General features: G+C 69.8%; 20 protein-coding genes. 10 read left to right on the top strand and 10 right to left on the bottom strand.

Translation table 11 applies throughout. The features are described 5' to 3' along the window. Nucleotides 1–49: 49 nt before the first annotated feature. The 3 genes from AC1DY7_RS05565 to AC1DY7_RS05555 are packed head-to-tail and all read left to right on the top strand — an operon-like array spanning nt 50 to nt 2,012. Nucleotides 50–1,303, top strand: a complete 1,254-nt coding sequence (locus AC1DY7_RS05565) for an acyl-CoA dehydrogenase family protein (protein ID WP_477492649.1) — start codon at nt 50–52, stop codon at nt 1,301–1,303. A 53-nt stretch (nt 1,304–1,356) separates the two neighbouring features. Continuing rightward, nucleotides 1,357–1,689: a DMT family transporter gene (locus tag AC1DY7_RS05560; protein ID WP_477492648.1), complete on the top strand. Its 333-nt coding sequence runs from the start codon at nt 1,357–1,359 to the stop codon at nt 1,687–1,689. Continuing rightward, entirely contained in the window at nt 1,689–2,012 is a 324-nt protein-coding gene (locus tag AC1DY7_RS05555; protein ID WP_477492718.1) for a DMT family transporter, read from the top strand. The genes AC1DY7_RS05560 and AC1DY7_RS05555 overlap by 1 nt, the downstream gene beginning before the upstream one ends. Here AC1DY7_RS05555 and AC1DY7_RS05550 read toward each other — a convergent pair. After that, nucleotides 1,966–3,159, bottom strand: a complete 1,194-nt coding sequence (locus AC1DY7_RS05550; RefSeq protein ID WP_477492647.1) for an MFS transporter — start codon at nt 3,157–3,159, stop codon at nt 1,966–1,968. The genes AC1DY7_RS05555 and AC1DY7_RS05550 overlap by 47 nt on opposite strands. A gap of 81 nt (nt 3,160–3,240) precedes the next feature. Between AC1DY7_RS05550 and malQ the strand changes: the two genes are divergently transcribed. The 3 genes from malQ to AC1DY7_RS05535 all read left to right on the top strand — a co-directional run bounded on the left by malQ (nt 3,241) and on the right by AC1DY7_RS05535 (nt 6,682). Beyond that, nucleotides 3,241–5,358 carry a 4-alpha-glucanotransferase gene (malQ, locus tag AC1DY7_RS05545; RefSeq protein ID WP_477492646.1) on the top strand — a complete coding sequence of 706 codons (2,118 nt, stop codon included), beginning with the start codon at nt 3,241–3,243 and terminating at the stop codon, nt 5,356–5,358. Between the two features lie 65 nt (nt 5,359–5,423). Further along, on the top strand, nt 5,424–5,867 hold the full coding sequence (locus tag AC1DY7_RS05540) for a hypothetical protein (protein ID WP_477492645.1): 444 nt from the start codon (nt 5,424–5,426) through the stop codon (nt 5,865–5,867). Between the two features lie 20 nt (nt 5,868–5,887). Beyond that, complete coding sequence (locus AC1DY7_RS05535; RefSeq protein ID WP_477492644.1) at nt 5,888–6,682, top strand: SDR family NAD(P)-dependent oxidoreductase; 795 nt, start codon at nt 5,888–5,890, stop codon at nt 6,680–6,682. Here the strand turns inward: AC1DY7_RS05535 and AC1DY7_RS05530 are convergent. Continuing rightward, the gene (locus tag AC1DY7_RS05530) at nt 6,675–7,142 is read right to left on the bottom strand and encodes an NUDIX hydrolase (protein ID WP_477492643.1); all 468 of its coding nucleotides are present in this window, start codon (nt 7,140–7,142) and stop codon (nt 6,675–6,677) included. The two genes, AC1DY7_RS05535 and AC1DY7_RS05530, sit on opposite strands and share 8 nt — an antisense overlap. A gap of 46 nt (nt 7,143–7,188) precedes the next feature. Between AC1DY7_RS05530 and AC1DY7_RS05525 the strand changes: the two genes are divergently transcribed. Together AC1DY7_RS05525 and AC1DY7_RS05520 are read left to right on the top strand one after the other, a co-directional pair. Beyond that, complete coding sequence (locus tag AC1DY7_RS05525) at nt 7,189–7,968, top strand: LmeA family phospholipid-binding protein (RefSeq protein ID WP_477492642.1); 780 nt, start codon at nt 7,189–7,191, stop codon at nt 7,966–7,968. Nucleotides 7,969–8,152: 184 nt separating this feature from the next. After that, entirely contained in the window at nt 8,153–8,944 is a 792-nt protein-coding gene (locus tag AC1DY7_RS05520) for an SGNH/GDSL hydrolase family protein (RefSeq protein WP_477492641.1), read from the top strand. 8 nt (nt 8,945–8,952) lie between these two features. Here AC1DY7_RS05520 and AC1DY7_RS05515 read toward each other — a convergent pair whose 3' ends face one another. Together AC1DY7_RS05515 and AC1DY7_RS05510 are read right to left on the bottom strand one after the other, a co-directional pair. After that, a complete protein-coding gene (locus tag AC1DY7_RS05515; protein WP_477492640.1) occupies nt 8,953–9,528 on the bottom strand; it encodes a hypothetical protein in 576 nt (191 codons plus the stop codon). Nucleotides 9,529–9,583: 55 nt separating this feature from the next. Beyond that, nucleotides 9,584–10,444, bottom strand: coding sequence for a ketosteroid isomerase family protein (locus AC1DY7_RS05510; RefSeq protein ID WP_477492639.1), 861 nt, complete (start codon nt 10,442–10,444; stop codon nt 9,584–9,586). A gap of 39 nt (nt 10,445–10,483) precedes the next feature. Here AC1DY7_RS05510 and AC1DY7_RS05505 point away from each other — a divergent pair, with 39 nt between their 5' ends. Together AC1DY7_RS05505 and AC1DY7_RS05500 are read left to right on the top strand one after the other, a co-directional pair. Next, nucleotides 10,484–10,840, top strand: coding sequence for a hypothetical protein (locus AC1DY7_RS05505; RefSeq protein ID WP_477492638.1), 357 nt, complete (start codon nt 10,484–10,486; stop codon nt 10,838–10,840). Nucleotides 10,841–10,913: 73 nt separating this feature from the next. Beyond that, entirely contained in the window at nt 10,914–11,318 is a 405-nt protein-coding gene (locus AC1DY7_RS05500) for a hypothetical protein (protein WP_477492637.1), read from the top strand. Nucleotides 11,319–11,321: 3 nt separating this feature from the next. Here the strand turns inward: AC1DY7_RS05500 and AC1DY7_RS05495 are convergent, their stop codons facing one another. The 6 genes from AC1DY7_RS05495 to AC1DY7_RS05470 form a co-directional block, all read right to left on the bottom strand. Further along, complete coding sequence (locus tag AC1DY7_RS05495; protein ID WP_477492636.1) at nt 11,322–11,516, bottom strand: hypothetical protein; 195 nt, start codon at nt 11,514–11,516, stop codon at nt 11,322–11,324. Between the two features lie 126 nt (nt 11,517–11,642). Further along, nucleotides 11,643–12,224 carry an Asp23/Gls24 family envelope stress response protein gene (locus AC1DY7_RS05490; RefSeq protein ID WP_477492635.1) on the bottom strand — a complete coding sequence of 194 codons (582 nt, stop codon included), beginning with the start codon at nt 12,222–12,224 and terminating at the stop codon, nt 11,643–11,645. Further along, nucleotides 12,221–12,784, bottom strand: coding sequence for a DUF6286 domain-containing protein (locus tag AC1DY7_RS05485; RefSeq protein ID WP_477492634.1), 564 nt, complete (start codon nt 12,782–12,784; stop codon nt 12,221–12,223). Before AC1DY7_RS05485 ends, AC1DY7_RS05490 begins: the two co-directional genes overlap by 4 nt. Continuing rightward, complete coding sequence (locus AC1DY7_RS05480; protein WP_477492633.1) at nt 12,781–13,179, bottom strand: Asp23/Gls24 family envelope stress response protein; 399 nt, start codon at nt 13,177–13,179, stop codon at nt 12,781–12,783. Before AC1DY7_RS05480 ends, AC1DY7_RS05485 begins: the two co-directional genes overlap by 4 nt. A 139-nt stretch (nt 13,180–13,318) precedes the next feature. Next, entirely contained in the window at nt 13,319–13,642 is a 324-nt protein-coding gene (locus tag AC1DY7_RS05475; RefSeq protein ID WP_477492632.1) for an Asp23/Gls24 family envelope stress response protein, read from the bottom strand. Beyond that, nucleotides 13,617–14,081 (bottom strand): Asp23/Gls24 family envelope stress response protein, encoded by a 465-nt coding sequence (locus AC1DY7_RS05470; protein ID WP_477492631.1) that lies wholly within the window; start codon nt 14,079–14,081, stop codon nt 13,617–13,619. Before AC1DY7_RS05470 ends, AC1DY7_RS05475 begins: the two co-directional genes overlap by 26 nt. Nucleotides 14,082–14,105 lie beyond the last annotated feature (24 nt).

Here is a 14,105-nt window from a genome sequence, read left to right as displayed (position 1 = left end):
TGGGTGCAACCCTGTCGGAGCCGTCACACAGCTTCTAATCTCGCCGCTCATGGCTGTTGATATCGCTGAGACGATCACCCCGATCCCCGTCCTGGACTCCCCCGAGGCCGCGCTGGCCGCCGCCGACGCGGTCGCCTCCGCGATCGCGGTGGGCAGTGCCGAGCGCGAACGGGCCGGGACGTCGCTGCTGCCGCAGCTGCGGGCGGTGTCCGAGGCCGGCCTGCTGGCGGTGCCCGTGCCCGCCAAACACGGCGGGCCCGGGTTCGCGGCGTCGGTGCAGGTCGAGGTGCTGCGCCGGTTGTCCCGCGGCGACGGTGCGCTCGGTCAGCTGCTGCTGGCACATTTCGTTGTCTCCCAAGCGATTTCCGCGCTGGATGCCGATGCGCCGCAGGCCGCCCGGATTTACGGCGCCATCCTGGCAGGCGGCCAGCTCGGCAACGCCACCGCCGAACGCGGCACGGCGTCGGCGTTGCACCGCAACACCACGGTGCGCCGCCGGGACGACGGCACATGGGAACTCAACGGCACCAAGTACTACGCGACCGGCGCGCTGGGCGCGACGTGGATAGCGGTCGCGGCCGGTGTAGCCGGAAGTGACGGGGAGACGGCGACCGTGTTCATCCGGCCGGATCAGGACGGTGTGACCCTCAACCTGGAGAAGTGGTCGGCCTTCGGTCAGCGCGGGACGGCCAGCGGCGAAATCCGGCTCGAGGGCGTCATCGTCGACGGCGACCTGGTCATCGAGGAGGGCGCCCCGCCGCACCCCGTCGACGGCCCGCCGACCGTGTTGGGCGCCTATGACCAGGCGCTGCATGCCGCCATCGACATCGGAATCGCCCGCGCCGCACTCGAAGACGGCGCCCAGTTCGTGCGCACCACATCCCGGCCATGGAAGGAGGCGCTGGACGCCGGTATCGAGCGTGCCGACCAGGAGCCCCATCTGGTGCGGCGGTTCGGTGAGCTGACGGCGCGCCTCTACGCCTTGGAGGCACTGCTGGCGGCGGGCGCGGCCGTCGTCGACGAGGGGCAGGCGCAGACCGAACTGTCCCGGGACACCGCGGCCGCCGCGTCGCTCAAGGTGGCCGCCGCCAAGGCCCTGGCGCAGGAGTTCGCCGTCGAGATCGCGAGTGGCATCTTCGAATTGACCGGCACCTCGGGCACCGACGGCGAGGCGAACCTGGACCGGCACTGGCGCAACGTGCGCACCCATTCGCTGCACGACCCGGCCCGGTGGAAGTACGTGCACCTGGGCAACCACACCTTGCGCGGCACCCGGCCGCCGCGGCTGGGGCTGGTGCTCTGATCGGGCGAGACCCGGGATCCCCCGTCCACGTCCTGGCCGGATAACGTATCTGCGTGCACAAATGGTTACTCCTCGGCTGCGCGATCGGCAGTGAGGTCGCAGCCACGCTGTCCCTGCGCGCCTCCCAGGATCACGCCGCCTGGCTGGTCGTGGTGGTGACCGGATACGTCGGCTCCTTCATTTTCCTGGCGGCGGTGCTGCGGGCGGGGATGCCCGTCGGCGTCGCCTACGGCATCTGGGGTGCCATCGGAACCGCCGTGACGGCGACCGCGGCCGCCGCGATCTTCGGCGAGGCGCTCAGCTGGGTCGTGGTGGTCGGCATCGCGCTGATCATCGCCGGTGTGCTGCTGGTCGAATTCGGTTCACACACAGGGCCTTCGACATGATGTGGTGGGCGCTGGCGGGCGCCATCGGCGTCGAGGTCCTGGCCACCCTGGCGCTTCGCGCCTCGGACGGTTTTCGGCGCAAGGTCTGGCTGCTGCCGGTCATCACGGGCTATGTGGTGTCGTTCTCCCTGCTGTGGCTCACGCTGAAGCTGGGCATGCCGGTGGGTGTGGCCTACGGCGTATGGACGGCGTGCGGCGTGGCGCTGGTGGCCGTCGTCGCGCGGGTGCTGTTCCGGGATCCGTTGAACTGGCGGATGGGCATGGGTATCGCGCTCATCATGGCCGGGGTGCTGACGATCGAACTGGGTGCTGTCGCGCACTGAGCGCACTCGCTGTCACCACCGCGATCAGGCCGGCCACCGGCACCAGCAGCAGACCCACCCGCAGGCCGGCGGCATCGGCGATCATCCCGACCACCGGAGGCGCGGCCACGAAACCGACCCGCATCAACCAGGCGATCACGGTCAGCCCGGTGCCTGGCCGCAGCCCCGGTAGGCGGTCGGCGGCGTGCATGGCCGCGGGCACCGCGGTGGCCATCCCCAAACCGGCCGCCGCGAATCCGGCGACGCTGGTCACCACGGACGGGTAAGCCAGCGCGGCACCCATCCCCGCCGCCACGATCACCCCGCCGCCGCGCACCACGGCGCGCTCGCCGAACCGGTCCACCAGGCGGTCACCGAGCAATCGGCCGACGAACATCGCACCGGCCAGCGCGAGATATCCGGACACCGCGGTCACCTCCGATGCCCCGAGGTGACGGAGATACAGTGCCGCCCAAGAGCTTCCGGCATCCTCTACGACAGCGCCTGCGATGGCCAGCGCCACCAGTGCACTCAGCACGCCGTACACCGCGGGGCCGGCCCGCACCCCGTCATCGGCGCGGGCCCCGGCGTGCTCGTCGTGTTCGGCGCCGGCGAGCAGGAACGGCCACACGCTCAACGCCACCGCGGCGAACACGAGGGCCGACAGTCCCAGATGCGTCGCGCGACTCATGCCGATCGCCAGCGACCCGGCACCGAGCAATCCGCCCAGCACCGCGCCGGCGGCCCAGACCGCGTGCAACGAATTGATGATCGACCGCCCGTGCCGACGTTGCACCCACAGCCCGTGGGAGTTCTGCCCCACGTCGGCCAGGGCGTCACAACAGCCGCCCGCGAACAACGCCACCGACACCAGGGCTGCGGTCGGCGCCTGCCCGGCCAGCCCGATCAGGCAGGCGAGCGCCACCGAGGCGAGCACGGCGACGCGGGCCGACCCGTACCGGCGGATCACCGCGCCGGCGGCCAGCCCGGCGACCAGCGCGCCGCCGGGAAACGCCGCCACCATCACGCCGTAGGCCGAATTGCTCAGCGCCAGATCGGCCTTGAGCTCAGGGAAACGCGGCAGCAGGTTGGCGAAGGTGGCGCCGTTGATCAAGAAGAGTGCGGCGACGGCCACCCTGGCGCGCCGCACTGTTCCTGCCGGATCCACGATCGCCGACGATACGGGGCCTTACCTGGGCGGACCCGCCGGCCCGCGACGGCGGGGCCGGATTCCGGCAAGATTGCCCGTATGACTGAGCTTGCCGTCCTGGCAGAGCGCTACAAGGTGTCGACGGAATTTCTGGACTGGACCGGGCGGCGGGTGCCGGTGCCGGAATCGACGTTGATCTCGGTGCTTGCCGCGCTGGGCGTGCCTGCCGGCACGGACGACGAGTGCCAAGCCGCGCTGCGGGCGCACGACCGTGAGTATTGGGCACGGGCGTTGCCGCCGACGGTGGTCGGCCAGGCGGGCACCACGTCGTCGTTCTGGGTGCACGTCACCCACGGTGAACCCGTCGGGCTGTGGCTGCGGCTGGAGGACGGATCGGTGCGCACCGGCCTGCGTCAGCTCGAAAACAACAGGGCACCATACGATCTGGACGGCCGGCTGGTCGGCGAAGCCACCTTCGAGCTGCCCGCGGATCTGCCACCGGGATATCACCGGTTGCACGCGCAGACCGGCAGCACCGACACCAGCACGCTGCTCATCGTCTCCCCCGCCGCGCTCACTCCGCCGCCGGGACGCCACTGGGGCCTGGCCACCCAGCTGTACAGCGTGACGTCGGAGAATTCGTGGGGAATCGGCGATCTGACGGATCTGACCGATCTCGCGGTGTGGTCAGCCGCTACTCACGGCGCCGGCTTCATCCTGGTGAACCCGTTGCATGCCGCGGCGCCGGTGGCGCCGATGGAACCGTCGCCCTACCTGCCCACGTCGCGGCGCTTCGTGAATCCCATCTATCTGCGCATCGAGGCCATCCCCGAGTACGCGTTCCTGCGTAAGCGCGCACCGCTGGGTAAGGCCCGCGCCGAGTTGGCCTCTCGGGCCCGCCGGAAGAAGCGCATCGACCGTGACGCCGCGTGGAAGGTGAAGCGGGCCGCGCTCGGCCAGCTGCACAGGGTCAAGCGGTCGGCAGGACGGGAGTTGGCTTACGCGGCATATGCGGCCAGGCAGGGTCGCAGCCTCGATGATTTCGCGACGTGGTGCGCCCTGGCCGAGCAGTACGGCGCCGACTGGCACGGCTGGCCCGAGCCGCTGCAACATCCCGAAAATCCTGCGGTGGCCGAGTTCGCCGCCGCGCATGCGTCCGAGGTCGATTTCCACCGCTGGCTGCAATGGCTGCTCGACGATCAGCTGACCGCCGCACAGGCCACCGCCGAACAGGCCGGGATGGCGCTGGGAATCATGCACGACCTGGCCGTCGGGGTGGATCCCAACGGCGCCGACGCCTGGGCCCTGCAGGACGTGCTGGCCCTCGGCGTCACCGCGGGTGCACCGCCGGACGAGTTCAATCAGCTGGGACAGGACTGGTCGCAGCCGCCGTGGGGACCGGATCAGCTGGAGCGGGCGGGTTACGCCCCGTTCCGCGCGCTGGTCAACGCCGTGCTGCGGCATGCGGGCGGCGTGCGGATCGACCACATCATCGGGCTGTTCCGGCTGTGGTGGATTCCCCAGGGCGCCGCACCGACCGAAGGTACCTATGTGCGCTACAACCACGAGGCGATGATCGGCATCGTGGCGCTGGAGGCGCAACGGGCCGGCGCGGTGGTGGTCGGTGAAGACCTGGGCACCGTCGAGCCGTGGGTGCGCGACTACCTGCGCGAACGCGGGCTGTTCGGGACGTCGATCCTGTGGTTCGAACTGGACCGGGACGCGGACGGTTCGCCGCCGCTGCCGGCGGGCCGCTGGCGCGAATACTGCCTGGCGTCGGTGACAACGCACGATCTGCCGCCGACGGCCGGTTATCTGGCCGGTGAACACGTCCGGCTGCGCGACGAACTGGGCCTGTTGACCCGGCCGGTACAGGACGAACTGGCCGACGACCTGGCCGAACAGGCCGCCTGGCTCGCGGCGTTGCAGCGGCTCGGGCTGGTCGGCACGGATCCCGACACGGACGAGATCATCCGCGGGCTCTACGCCTATCTGGGCCGCACCCCGTCGCGGCTGCTGGCGCTGGCGCTGCCCGACGCGGTCGGTGACGTCCGCACCCAGAACCAGCCGGGAACCACCGATGAGTACCCGAACTGGCGGGTCCCGCTGGCCGGTCCTGACGGCACTCGGCTGCTGTTGGAGGAGGTGTTCACCGATCCGAGGGCGGCTGCGCTGGCAGAAGTAATGAAAGCGCAGGTGCGGACGATGAACCCGTGACTGAAGTTTCTCAGGGTGCTTGACTGCGATATCTTCGCAACGCACCGCGATATCTCGGAGGTCACGTGAAGAAGCTTGTTCTCGGCATCGGCGGGTTCGCCATGCTCACCGCTGCGGCATCGGCCACCCTGGTCGGCGCGGGCGTGGCGAGTTCGGATCCCGCCAACGGTTCGAACCCCTACAGCGTGGTCGGCGAACCGTACGGCAAGGCCGTGGCCATTCTGAAGAGCCAGGGCGTGCGGTCCAGCTTCGGCGGGTCGGTCGGCAGCGACGTGCCGCAGGCGCAGTGCATCGTCAGCGGGCAGAAGGCCACCTCCGCCGGGAAGATGATCCTCGAGCTCAACTGCACCGAGAAGGCCTACCAGGACGCGCAGGCGTCCACCCCGTCCCGTGGCGGCGGCACCCCCGGCGGCGTGCCCGGTGGCCCGAACGTCGGCGCCAACGGCGTCACGACGGTCACCCCGACGCCGGTCGGCCCGCAGCCCGGAATGTCGGTCCCCGGGGCCTGACGCCGGTTACCGTCACGGTCGTGACTCCCGAGAACCGGTCTACCTACTCGCATTCCCGTTCGCTGGAGGGTCGCGTCGCGATCGTCACCGGTGCGGCGCGCGGTGTCGGGAAGGGCATCGCCACCGCCCTACTGCAGCGCGGGGCATCGGTGCTTCTCACCGACATCCTCGACGATGTCCTGACGGCCACCACGGCAGAGTTCGAAGAGGCCGGCTTCCAACCTCATTCGCTGGTCGCCGACCTCCGCGACCCGGACACCCCACGACGGATCGTCGACTCCGCCGTGCACACCTTCGGGACAGTGCACGCCCTCGTGAACAATGCCGTGGCGTGCAACGAACCTAAGCCCTTCGGCGACATCAGCGGGGCCGACTACGACCTGGTCTATGACACCGGACCACGTGTCACGTTCGCACTCATGCAGGCGGTTCATCCGCTGCTCGTCGCGGCGGGTGGGGGCGCGATCGTCAATATCGGGTCGGCCGCCGGTACCGCGGGTGAACGGAACTTCGGGGCCTACGCCGGAGCCAAAGAGGCGATCCGCGGAATGTCCAAAGTGGCTGCGCTGGAATGGGGCCGGGACGGCATCCGGGTCAACGTCGTCTGCCCGCTTGCCGAGACGGACGGGTTGACGGTGCTCCGCGATCTGGACCCGAAGCGCTATCAGCAGGTGGTCAAGACGACCGCGCTCAAGCGGATCGGCGATCCGGCCGCCGATATCGGGCCGGCCGTGGCGTTCCTGATCGGGGACGATGCCGCGTACGTCACGGGCCAGACCATCATGCTCGACGGCGGCGCGGGTTCGTTCAGGTAGCGGCCAGCGTCTCGACCAACCAATCCAGCAGCGGCCGTTGACCTTTCAGGATCTTCAGGTGCGCCGTGGGCAGGTCGAACCAAGCGACCCGGTCCAGCTCCGGGTACTCCTTGAACTTCCCCGACCCGCGCGGCCATTCCAGCGTGAATATGTTGCTCACCGCTTGCCTGACATCCACGTCGCCCTCGACGGCGAACGCGGTGACGATCTTGCCGCCGGGCTGCTTCAACGGGGCGAGGCCGAGGTACGGGCCCGTCGGCGCCGCGATACCGACCTCCTCACCGAATTCGCGGAGCGCTGCGGCCAAGGGTTCCTCGCCCTCGACGTACTCCCCTTTCGGAATCGACCACGCGCCGTCGTCCTTTCGTGCCCAGAACGGGCCGCCCGGATGCCCCAGCAGCACCTCGAGGACACCTTCGCTACTGCGATAGACCAGCAGACCGGCACTCTGTCGGGGCATCGCTTCACTGTAGGGACCGGTGGAAGAATGCTGACTTGTGGCAGGGGTGACGACGCGCGCGCTCGACCTGCTCGGTGCACTGTGGTCGACCGCCACCGCGGCACCGGTGAGCGGCGCCGAGACCGCGTACCGCACGTTGTTCACAACGGTGCGCCGGCTGGTGCTGCGCCGACCCTTGCGGGTCCCGCTGGAATCCGGGGAGCTGCGGCTCACCGTCACCGACCTGGATTCGCAGCTGGACGTGCGCGCACTGTCGGTGGGGCAGCTCAGCGATGTACGGATCGTCGCGCGTGACGTCCACTGGCCGCAGGGACGTTTCGAGCGGGCGACGGTGCGCGCGCACAACGTGCACGTCCGGCCCACCGTCCCACCGGTGCTGGTGGCCGCGCCGGTCGACCTCACCGTGGAGGTGCCCGCCGATACGCTCGACGCCCTGTTCCGCTGGGCGGCACCGCGGCTGGCAGGTCAGGTCGGCGACGACGGCGTCGCACGCCTGCAGTGGGCCGGACGCCCCGGGGCGGGGCATCTGGAAGTGCAGACCCGACTCGACGGCACCACCCTGTGGCTGCGCCCGCGCACGATCGAGCGCCGCGGCCGGCGCCTCATGCTGCCCGCCCGCACGCCCGCCTATCCGGTCCGGTTGCCCGACCTCGGCCATGGCCTGCGGATCACCGGTATCGAGTTCGCCCCCGGGTTGGTGCTCGTGTCCGGGACACTCCCGGAATGGCGGATGGACCTGGCGCGCGCCCGGCTGGAAGACGTGCTCGACCAGCTCAATGTCGGCGCCCTGCCGATCAACCTGGCCTGGCTGGGGCTAGGGCTTTGACCGCGTCCGTGACATCGCCCACAAGGGCCGTGAACACACGATGAATGCGGCGCCACCGCTCGGCGTCCATCTTTCGCACCGGGCGTGACAAATCCCGCTGACCAGCGCCGGAAGCCCATCTGGTTCGGTGCATGTGTGGTGTGCCGTGGACGAATCCGGTCGGCGGCGCACTACAGTCACCACCGTGGTTGACATCCACTACTCCCGGTATGTCGCGTTGGGCGACAGCCAGAGCGAGGGCCTCTGGGATACCGATGACACCGGCACCCTCATCGGTTTCGCCGATCGGCTGGCCTGGCTGCTCGACTCGTACTCCCCGGGGATCGAGTACGCCAACCTCGCCGTCCGCGGAAAACGGATCCGCGACGTGCTGGAAGGGCAGCTGCCCGAAGCCGTGGCCATGCGGCCCGACGTGGTGACGATGTGCGTGGGCATGAACGACGTGACGCGGCCGGGCCGCAAGTTCGATCAGGCGCTGCTCGATCTCGACACCCTGCACAACCGGCTGGCGTTGACCGGCGCCACGGTGGTGACGACGACGTTCCCCAACCTGGCGCGGGTACTGCCCGCAGGCCGGATCCTGGTGGCTCGGGTGCTGCGTATCAACGACGTCATCCGCGCCGCGGCCGACCGGCACGGCTTTCGGCTCATCGATCTGTACAACGCCGACTCGATGATCGATCCGGAGAACTGGAGCACCGACCGGGTGCACGGCAGCACCAAGGGCCATCTGCTGTTCACTGCGGCGGCCGCGGAGGCCTTGGGACTGCCCGGCAGCAACCATGATTGGGCGTACGCGGAGGCGGCGGTCACCGAGCAGTCACTGGGCTCGCGGCTGTACTCGCAGGTGATGTGGACGCAGAACATGCTGATGCCGTGGATCTGGCGGCATCTGCGGGGCAGGTCCGCCAGTATCGGCGGCGGCCCCCGGCATCCGTACCTGGCGCCCGTCGTCGCGCGGTCGGACGCCCAGTAGATCCCGGCTCAGATACCGGTCCACGTCGAGTCGATCATCTCGGCGATGTTGATCACCTTGGCCTGCTGCGCCGCCGGGTTGTCGATCTCACCGCCCACATGGGCCGCGATGAACCGTTTGATCTCGGCATCGATACCGGCCATCACCCGCAGCACCTCGGCGCGCAGCGTCTTCGACGTGACGTGGATGGAAATGTCGCGGGGGTGCGGCTTCTGCACGTCCAGCATGAGCACCAGCGGTTCCGCCGCCCGTGCGACGGCCTGCAACGAGATCTCGCCGAAGACGCTGAACTGGGGCCGGTCGATCTTCAGGTCGATGACCATGTTGATCTCCAGCGGGATGCGGATGTCGAACGTGAAGTTCTCCCCGGCGTGCCGGGTGACCCGGGGGGTCTGGATCTTGACTTTGGCCGTGACCTTGGCGATGCCGCCGGGCCCCTGACCGATGGGCCCCATCTGGAATTCGTCGCCGGCGATGGAGCCGATGGCGTCGCCGACGCGCTGCTCGCTGACGGCGACCTCGAAGAACTTTCGCCCGAACTCTTCGTACGTCATGTACCCCATCGGGTACTCAAAGTCAGACATGGTGGATCTACCGTCTCACGCCGGGTGCACGACGGCGCACAACCCCACCCAGGTATCAGCCCTCGTCAGCGAAGACACGCAACCTGTGCAGGCTCATGGGTCGGGTCCCGAACTCCGCGATGAGCACCAGACTCCTACCCTCGCCGGTCACCCTGGCCGCGACACTGCGGCCGGCGGCCAGCAGCGTGCGGACCTCGGTGCCGGCCAGCAGGGCGACCAGTTCTGCCTGCGGCAGCGGGGTGTGGTCCCCGGCGGTGACCTCCAGCCCGGTACCGAGTCGGCGTTTCACCGCCACCTCGTCGCCGGCGGCGGCGTCGGCCAGAAAGTCCGACATCCGCCGCTTCCCGCGGGACCCGGCCCCGGGCACCCCCGCCATGAACCCGGCCGCGCCCCGCAGGCCCTGATTGCGCACCAACGTGCTGGTCAGCTGTAGGCCAGCCGGCACCGCGGCCACTCCGCTGCGCGCGAACTGCACGGCCATCGCGGGCACTTCCCAGTAGGCGCGCAGCGCCGAGATCCGCAATTCGCCGTCGGATGGCCGCACGTCGTACCGCAGGATCGCGGGGATGTGCATGGTGACCGCGTCACCCATCGCGACCTCCAGCACCAGATCGCGCAGGACGGTGGACCCCGGGTCGCTTCGCTCCTGCCCTCCGGTGCCATTTCCCGGGTCGCTTCGCTCCTGCCCTCCGGTGACGACGTCCACGTCCCTGTGGAAGGTGATGGTGCGCGGGCCGATGAACGTGTCGTAGAAACGCTCGAGCTGATCGGTGCCGACGTGGGGGCGCGACCCGACCGGATCCTCCACCCGGCCGTCGGCGGTGAACAGCCCTACCCAGCGTGCGCGATCGTGCGCGACGACGGCGGCCGGGGACCCTTCGACCGTCGCCAGAACCGCCACTCGTGTTGTCGACATATCCTTTCCTTTACCACCCCTGTGTGAAGGAGGACGGCAATGAGCCAGAACGGGCCGTTCGGAATCGACCCCGAAGACATCGACCGCTTGGCCCGCGAGGCCGGCGAGGGACTGCGTGACGCACTGGACAGATTCGGCAAACGCGCCGGGTGGTCCACACTGATCGACCAGTTCACCGCGCAGCCCCGCCCGGCCGGACCGGAGACCACCGGCGACACCGGTGACGGCGTGTGGGCCATCTACACCGTCGACGAGGCGGGCGGAGCCCACATCGAAGAGGTCTACCCCAGCGAACTCGAGGCGCTGCGGGCGAACAAGAACAACACCGACGCGGCGCGACGGGTGCGGTTCCTGCCGTACGGCATCGCCGTCAGCGTGCTCGACGCTCCCGAATAAGCCGTGGAGGTGCCCCGCTTCGGATTAAGCTTTGCCGCGGCGGGGTCGTGGCAGCAACTTCGAGGGTGGGTACATGATTCGTGAATTGACCGTGGCGGCGACGATTGCGTGCGCGGCGCTCGGCACCGCGACGCCGGCGTCAGCCGATGACGAACCGGGCCGCTACCCCACCGACGTGCCCGGGATGAACTACGAGGCGTCCGCCGGCGCACCGTGCGACAACTACCAACTGTTCACCTTCGGCCGCGGCCGCGGCGGTCAGGCCATGATGTGCCGCTGGGTGCCCAATCAGTGGCCGCCCATCTACACCGGGTTCTGGATGCCGTCCTATCCGCTGTACGGCGTCCAGCAGACCGGCGCCCCGTGCCCCGGCCCGCAGGCGGCCGCCCAGACCCCCGACGGCAAGCCGATGCTGTGCCTCGGGGCGCAGGGCTGGCAGCCCGGATTCTTCACCGGCGACGGCTTCTTCCCGGCCTGACGGTCAGGTCATGTTGGCGGCCACCTCGTCGCTGACATGCCTTGCCCACTCGTCGATGCTGCGGCGCATCCCCGGCGAGCACGCGCACACCGACACCTGTGGATCACTGGGGGCCACGATCGAGTAGTGCTTGGCCAGCACGGGTGCGAGTACGGCCCAGGCGAACAGTCGCTCACCGTGATCGTCGGGGCTGGGCATCTGACTCCTTGTCGGGGGGTGGGTTTTTCGGCCGTTCGACCAGCCGCGCGAGTCTGTGGATGACGAATCCCAGGACCACCGCACCGGCGGTCAGTGCGGCGATGACGGCGTCGCTCGTCAATCGCGTCATTCGAGGTTTCGGAGCTTCCGGGCCGTGCCGCCGGCCTTGGCGACCTGGAGCACGGTGCGCGCCGCCACCGCGGGATCGCCGGTGGCCAGGGCGACGTGGCCGCAGGTCGCGTCGACCGCGCTGATGACCGCCGCCAGACCGGCCGGGTGGGCCGCGGTGACGGTCAGTTCGACGGTCGCGACGCCCCGATCGGTGATGGCTTTTCCCTTGGCGGACTGGATGTTCGGGTCCTGTTCCAGAGCCGCGGCCGCTGCCGAGGCCACCCCGTTGAGGTTCACCGTGATGACACCCGGGTCGGTGCCGCCGGCCACCCGCAGCACCGGTGCTCTGCGGGTCGGGACGTGGGCTATCAACCAGACGAGCCCGATCAGCATCAGCACCGCCCCCGTTCCGGCCAACTCCCAGGGCCACCAGCTGGAGGTGGTCAGACGCGTGACCGGTCCCGCCGTGATGCGCTCCGGGGCACCCCGGACCAGGTGGGTCGGCCACAGCACCGCGGCGATACCGATCGCGGCGACCACGAGCCCCGCGATGAGTGTCGCCGCACGGTCCAGCGCATCGGTCGGGCGCACGCTCACGCCGACCCGCTCGTGCCGATCCGGACCGCGATCCGCGGTGGCGGCGAGAGGATTTCGGTGGCACTGCCGACCGCGGCGGCGATCGCACCCTTGGCCCCGGAATCGGACTCGGCACCGGTGAGTCCGACGTAGAGGATGACCTTGCGACGGGTCGCCTCCGAGCGCAGCACCTCCACCCCGGGCACCGCCGCGGCCGCAAACGACGCCAGCCGCGCCACATCGCGGGGGCGCATCCACACCGCACCCTGCGCGTCCACCGCGACGGCGGTCTTGCGCCGGGGACGCAACGCCGAGAACACCATCCATGCGCCCGCGGCGAGCACGACGGCGCCGGCGGGGACCATCCACCACTGGCTGTGCAGACCGTCGACCGCGGCGACGACGGTGCCGATCCACGAGGTGCCGGCCACCCAGCCCAGCACGACGCCGGCCTCGCGCAGGGCCAGCCCGCCGGCGATCAGGAAGGTGAGTGCCAAGGCCACCCCGATATATCGGGCCGGGGCGGTGGCGACGGGCACGCGGCCAGGTGCAGGCAGCGCCACGGGGTCGGCGGTCGTCATCGGGTCCTCTTCACGTCGGGGGTGGCGGTGCTGAGCTGCTCGACCGTGACGTCGACACGGTCGACGTGCAGTGCGGCCATGGTGGACAGGGTTTGCGCGACATTGCGCTGAACGGCACGGGCCACTTCGACCGCCGGAGCCGGCCACGCGACGGTGACCTTGAGGTGCGCGGTGACCCGCTGCCCGGCGATGGTCAATTGCGCTTGCGGCAACGACCGGCCCGCGATCTTGGTCAGGCCCACCGAGAACGGCAACACCCCGGGTGTGTCGAGCGCGGCGCGGACGGCGAGCCGCTGCGCGACCTTCTCCCGGACCGTGAGTGTCCCCCGGGCACCGGCTTCGTCATCGGAATCATGGTGCGGCGGTGATGGTTCGGCGTCCTGTATCTCAGTCACGGCCGCGGCCCCGGAGCAACGCGCCGAGGTCCAGCTCGCCATCGCGGTGGGCGCCGATCAGGTAGCCCGCCGCGCCGAGCAACAGGGCGATCAAGGGGGGGGGCCCCCCCCCCCCCCCCCCCCCCCCCCCCCCCACGCCCTATTGCAGTTCTCGCCCGGACGCCGTTGTCACGGGCACGAGATCCTCAACAGTGACGTCGACGGGCAGATCGGTGATCGCGGCGACCGCGCGCTGGATGGCGGTGGCGGTGGGCCGCACCGGCGCATCGAGTGCCAGGCTCACGTGGACGTCGACCCGGTCCGGGCCCACCCGGACCCCCAACACCCGGTGGCCGGGCAGATAGGTGGCCACTTCGCCGAACATGCCGGCATGCAGTCCGGCGACGCCGTGCACGGCGATCACCGCCGCCGCGATGCGCTCGGCGTCGTCCGGGAGGTCAATGGACACGGGCGGGTGACGCATCGGCATCGTCGGCGCTGTCGCCGTCGAGGTGCACGTCGTGCACGGTGATGTTGACCTCGGTCACCTCGAGCCCAGTCATCCGCTCGATCGCCGCGATCACGTTGCGCCGAATACCGGCGGCCAGGTCCGCGATCGCCACCCCGTAGTCGGCGACGATGTCGATGTCGATGGCGGCCTGCTTCTCCCCGATCTCGACCGATACGCCCTGGCTCTGATTGACGCTGGCGCCGGGGATGCGCTCACGCAGCGCTCCGACCACGCGGGATGCGCCACCGCCCAGGTCGTACACACCACTGACCTCACGTGCGGCGATCCCGGCGATCTTGGACACCACGACACCGGCGATCGTCGTCTTGCCCTGAGAGCTCACCAACGGTGAGCCCTGGTACGGGCTGACCTCTTTGCCGGCCTCTTCTGCGCCGAGCTGTGCACTGGTCATCGCGTTTCCCCTCTGATCCGATAT

Source organism: Mycobacterium sp. P2_H7, from assembly GCF_056403275.1.
Note: the sequence above shows the minus strand (reverse complement) of the source record. Positions and strands in the feature narration are given on the sequence as shown.

Bases quoted from the DNA above. Each gene is read 5' to 3' on its own strand.
- AC1DY7_RS05565 (WP_477492649.1), top strand. From the start codon at position 50: ATGGCTGTTGATATCGCTGAGACGATCACCCCGATCCCCGTCCTGGAC.
- AC1DY7_RS05555 (WP_477492718.1), top strand. From the start codon at position 1,689: ATGTGGTGGGCGCTGGCGGGCGCCATCGGCGTCGAGGTCCTGGCCACC.
- malQ (WP_477492646.1), top strand. From the start codon at position 3,241: ATGACTGAGCTTGCCGTCCTGGCAGAGCGCTACAAGGTGTCGACGGAA.
- AC1DY7_RS05530 (WP_477492643.1), bottom strand. From the start codon at position 7,142: ATGCCCCGACAGAGTGCCGGTCTGCTGGTCTATCGCAGTAGCGAAGGT.
- AC1DY7_RS05515 (WP_477492640.1), bottom strand. From the start codon at position 9,528: ATGTCTGACTTTGAGTACCCGATGGGGTACATGACGTACGAAGAGTTC.
- AC1DY7_RS05510 (WP_477492639.1), bottom strand. From the start codon at position 10,444: ATGTCGACAACACGAGTGGCGGTTCTGGCGACGGTCGAAGGGTCCCCG.
- AC1DY7_RS05505 (WP_477492638.1), top strand. From the start codon at position 10,484: ATGAGCCAGAACGGGCCGTTCGGAATCGACCCCGAAGACATCGACCGC.
- AC1DY7_RS05500 (WP_477492637.1), top strand. From the start codon at position 10,914: ATGATTCGTGAATTGACCGTGGCGGCGACGATTGCGTGCGCGGCGCTC.
- AC1DY7_RS05495 (WP_477492636.1), bottom strand. From the start codon at position 11,516: ATGCCCAGCCCCGACGATCACGGTGAGCGACTGTTCGCCTGGGCCGTA.
- AC1DY7_RS05485 (WP_477492634.1), bottom strand. From the start codon at position 12,784: ATGACGACCGCCGACCCCGTGGCGCTGCCTGCACCTGGCCGCGTGCCC.
- AC1DY7_RS05475 (WP_477492632.1), bottom strand. From the start codon at position 13,642: ATGCGTCACCCGCCCGTGTCCATTGACCTCCCGGACGACGCCGAGCGC.
- AC1DY7_RS05470 (WP_477492631.1), bottom strand. From the start codon at position 14,081: ATGACCAGTGCACAGCTCGGCGCAGAAGAGGCCGGCAAAGAGGTCAGC.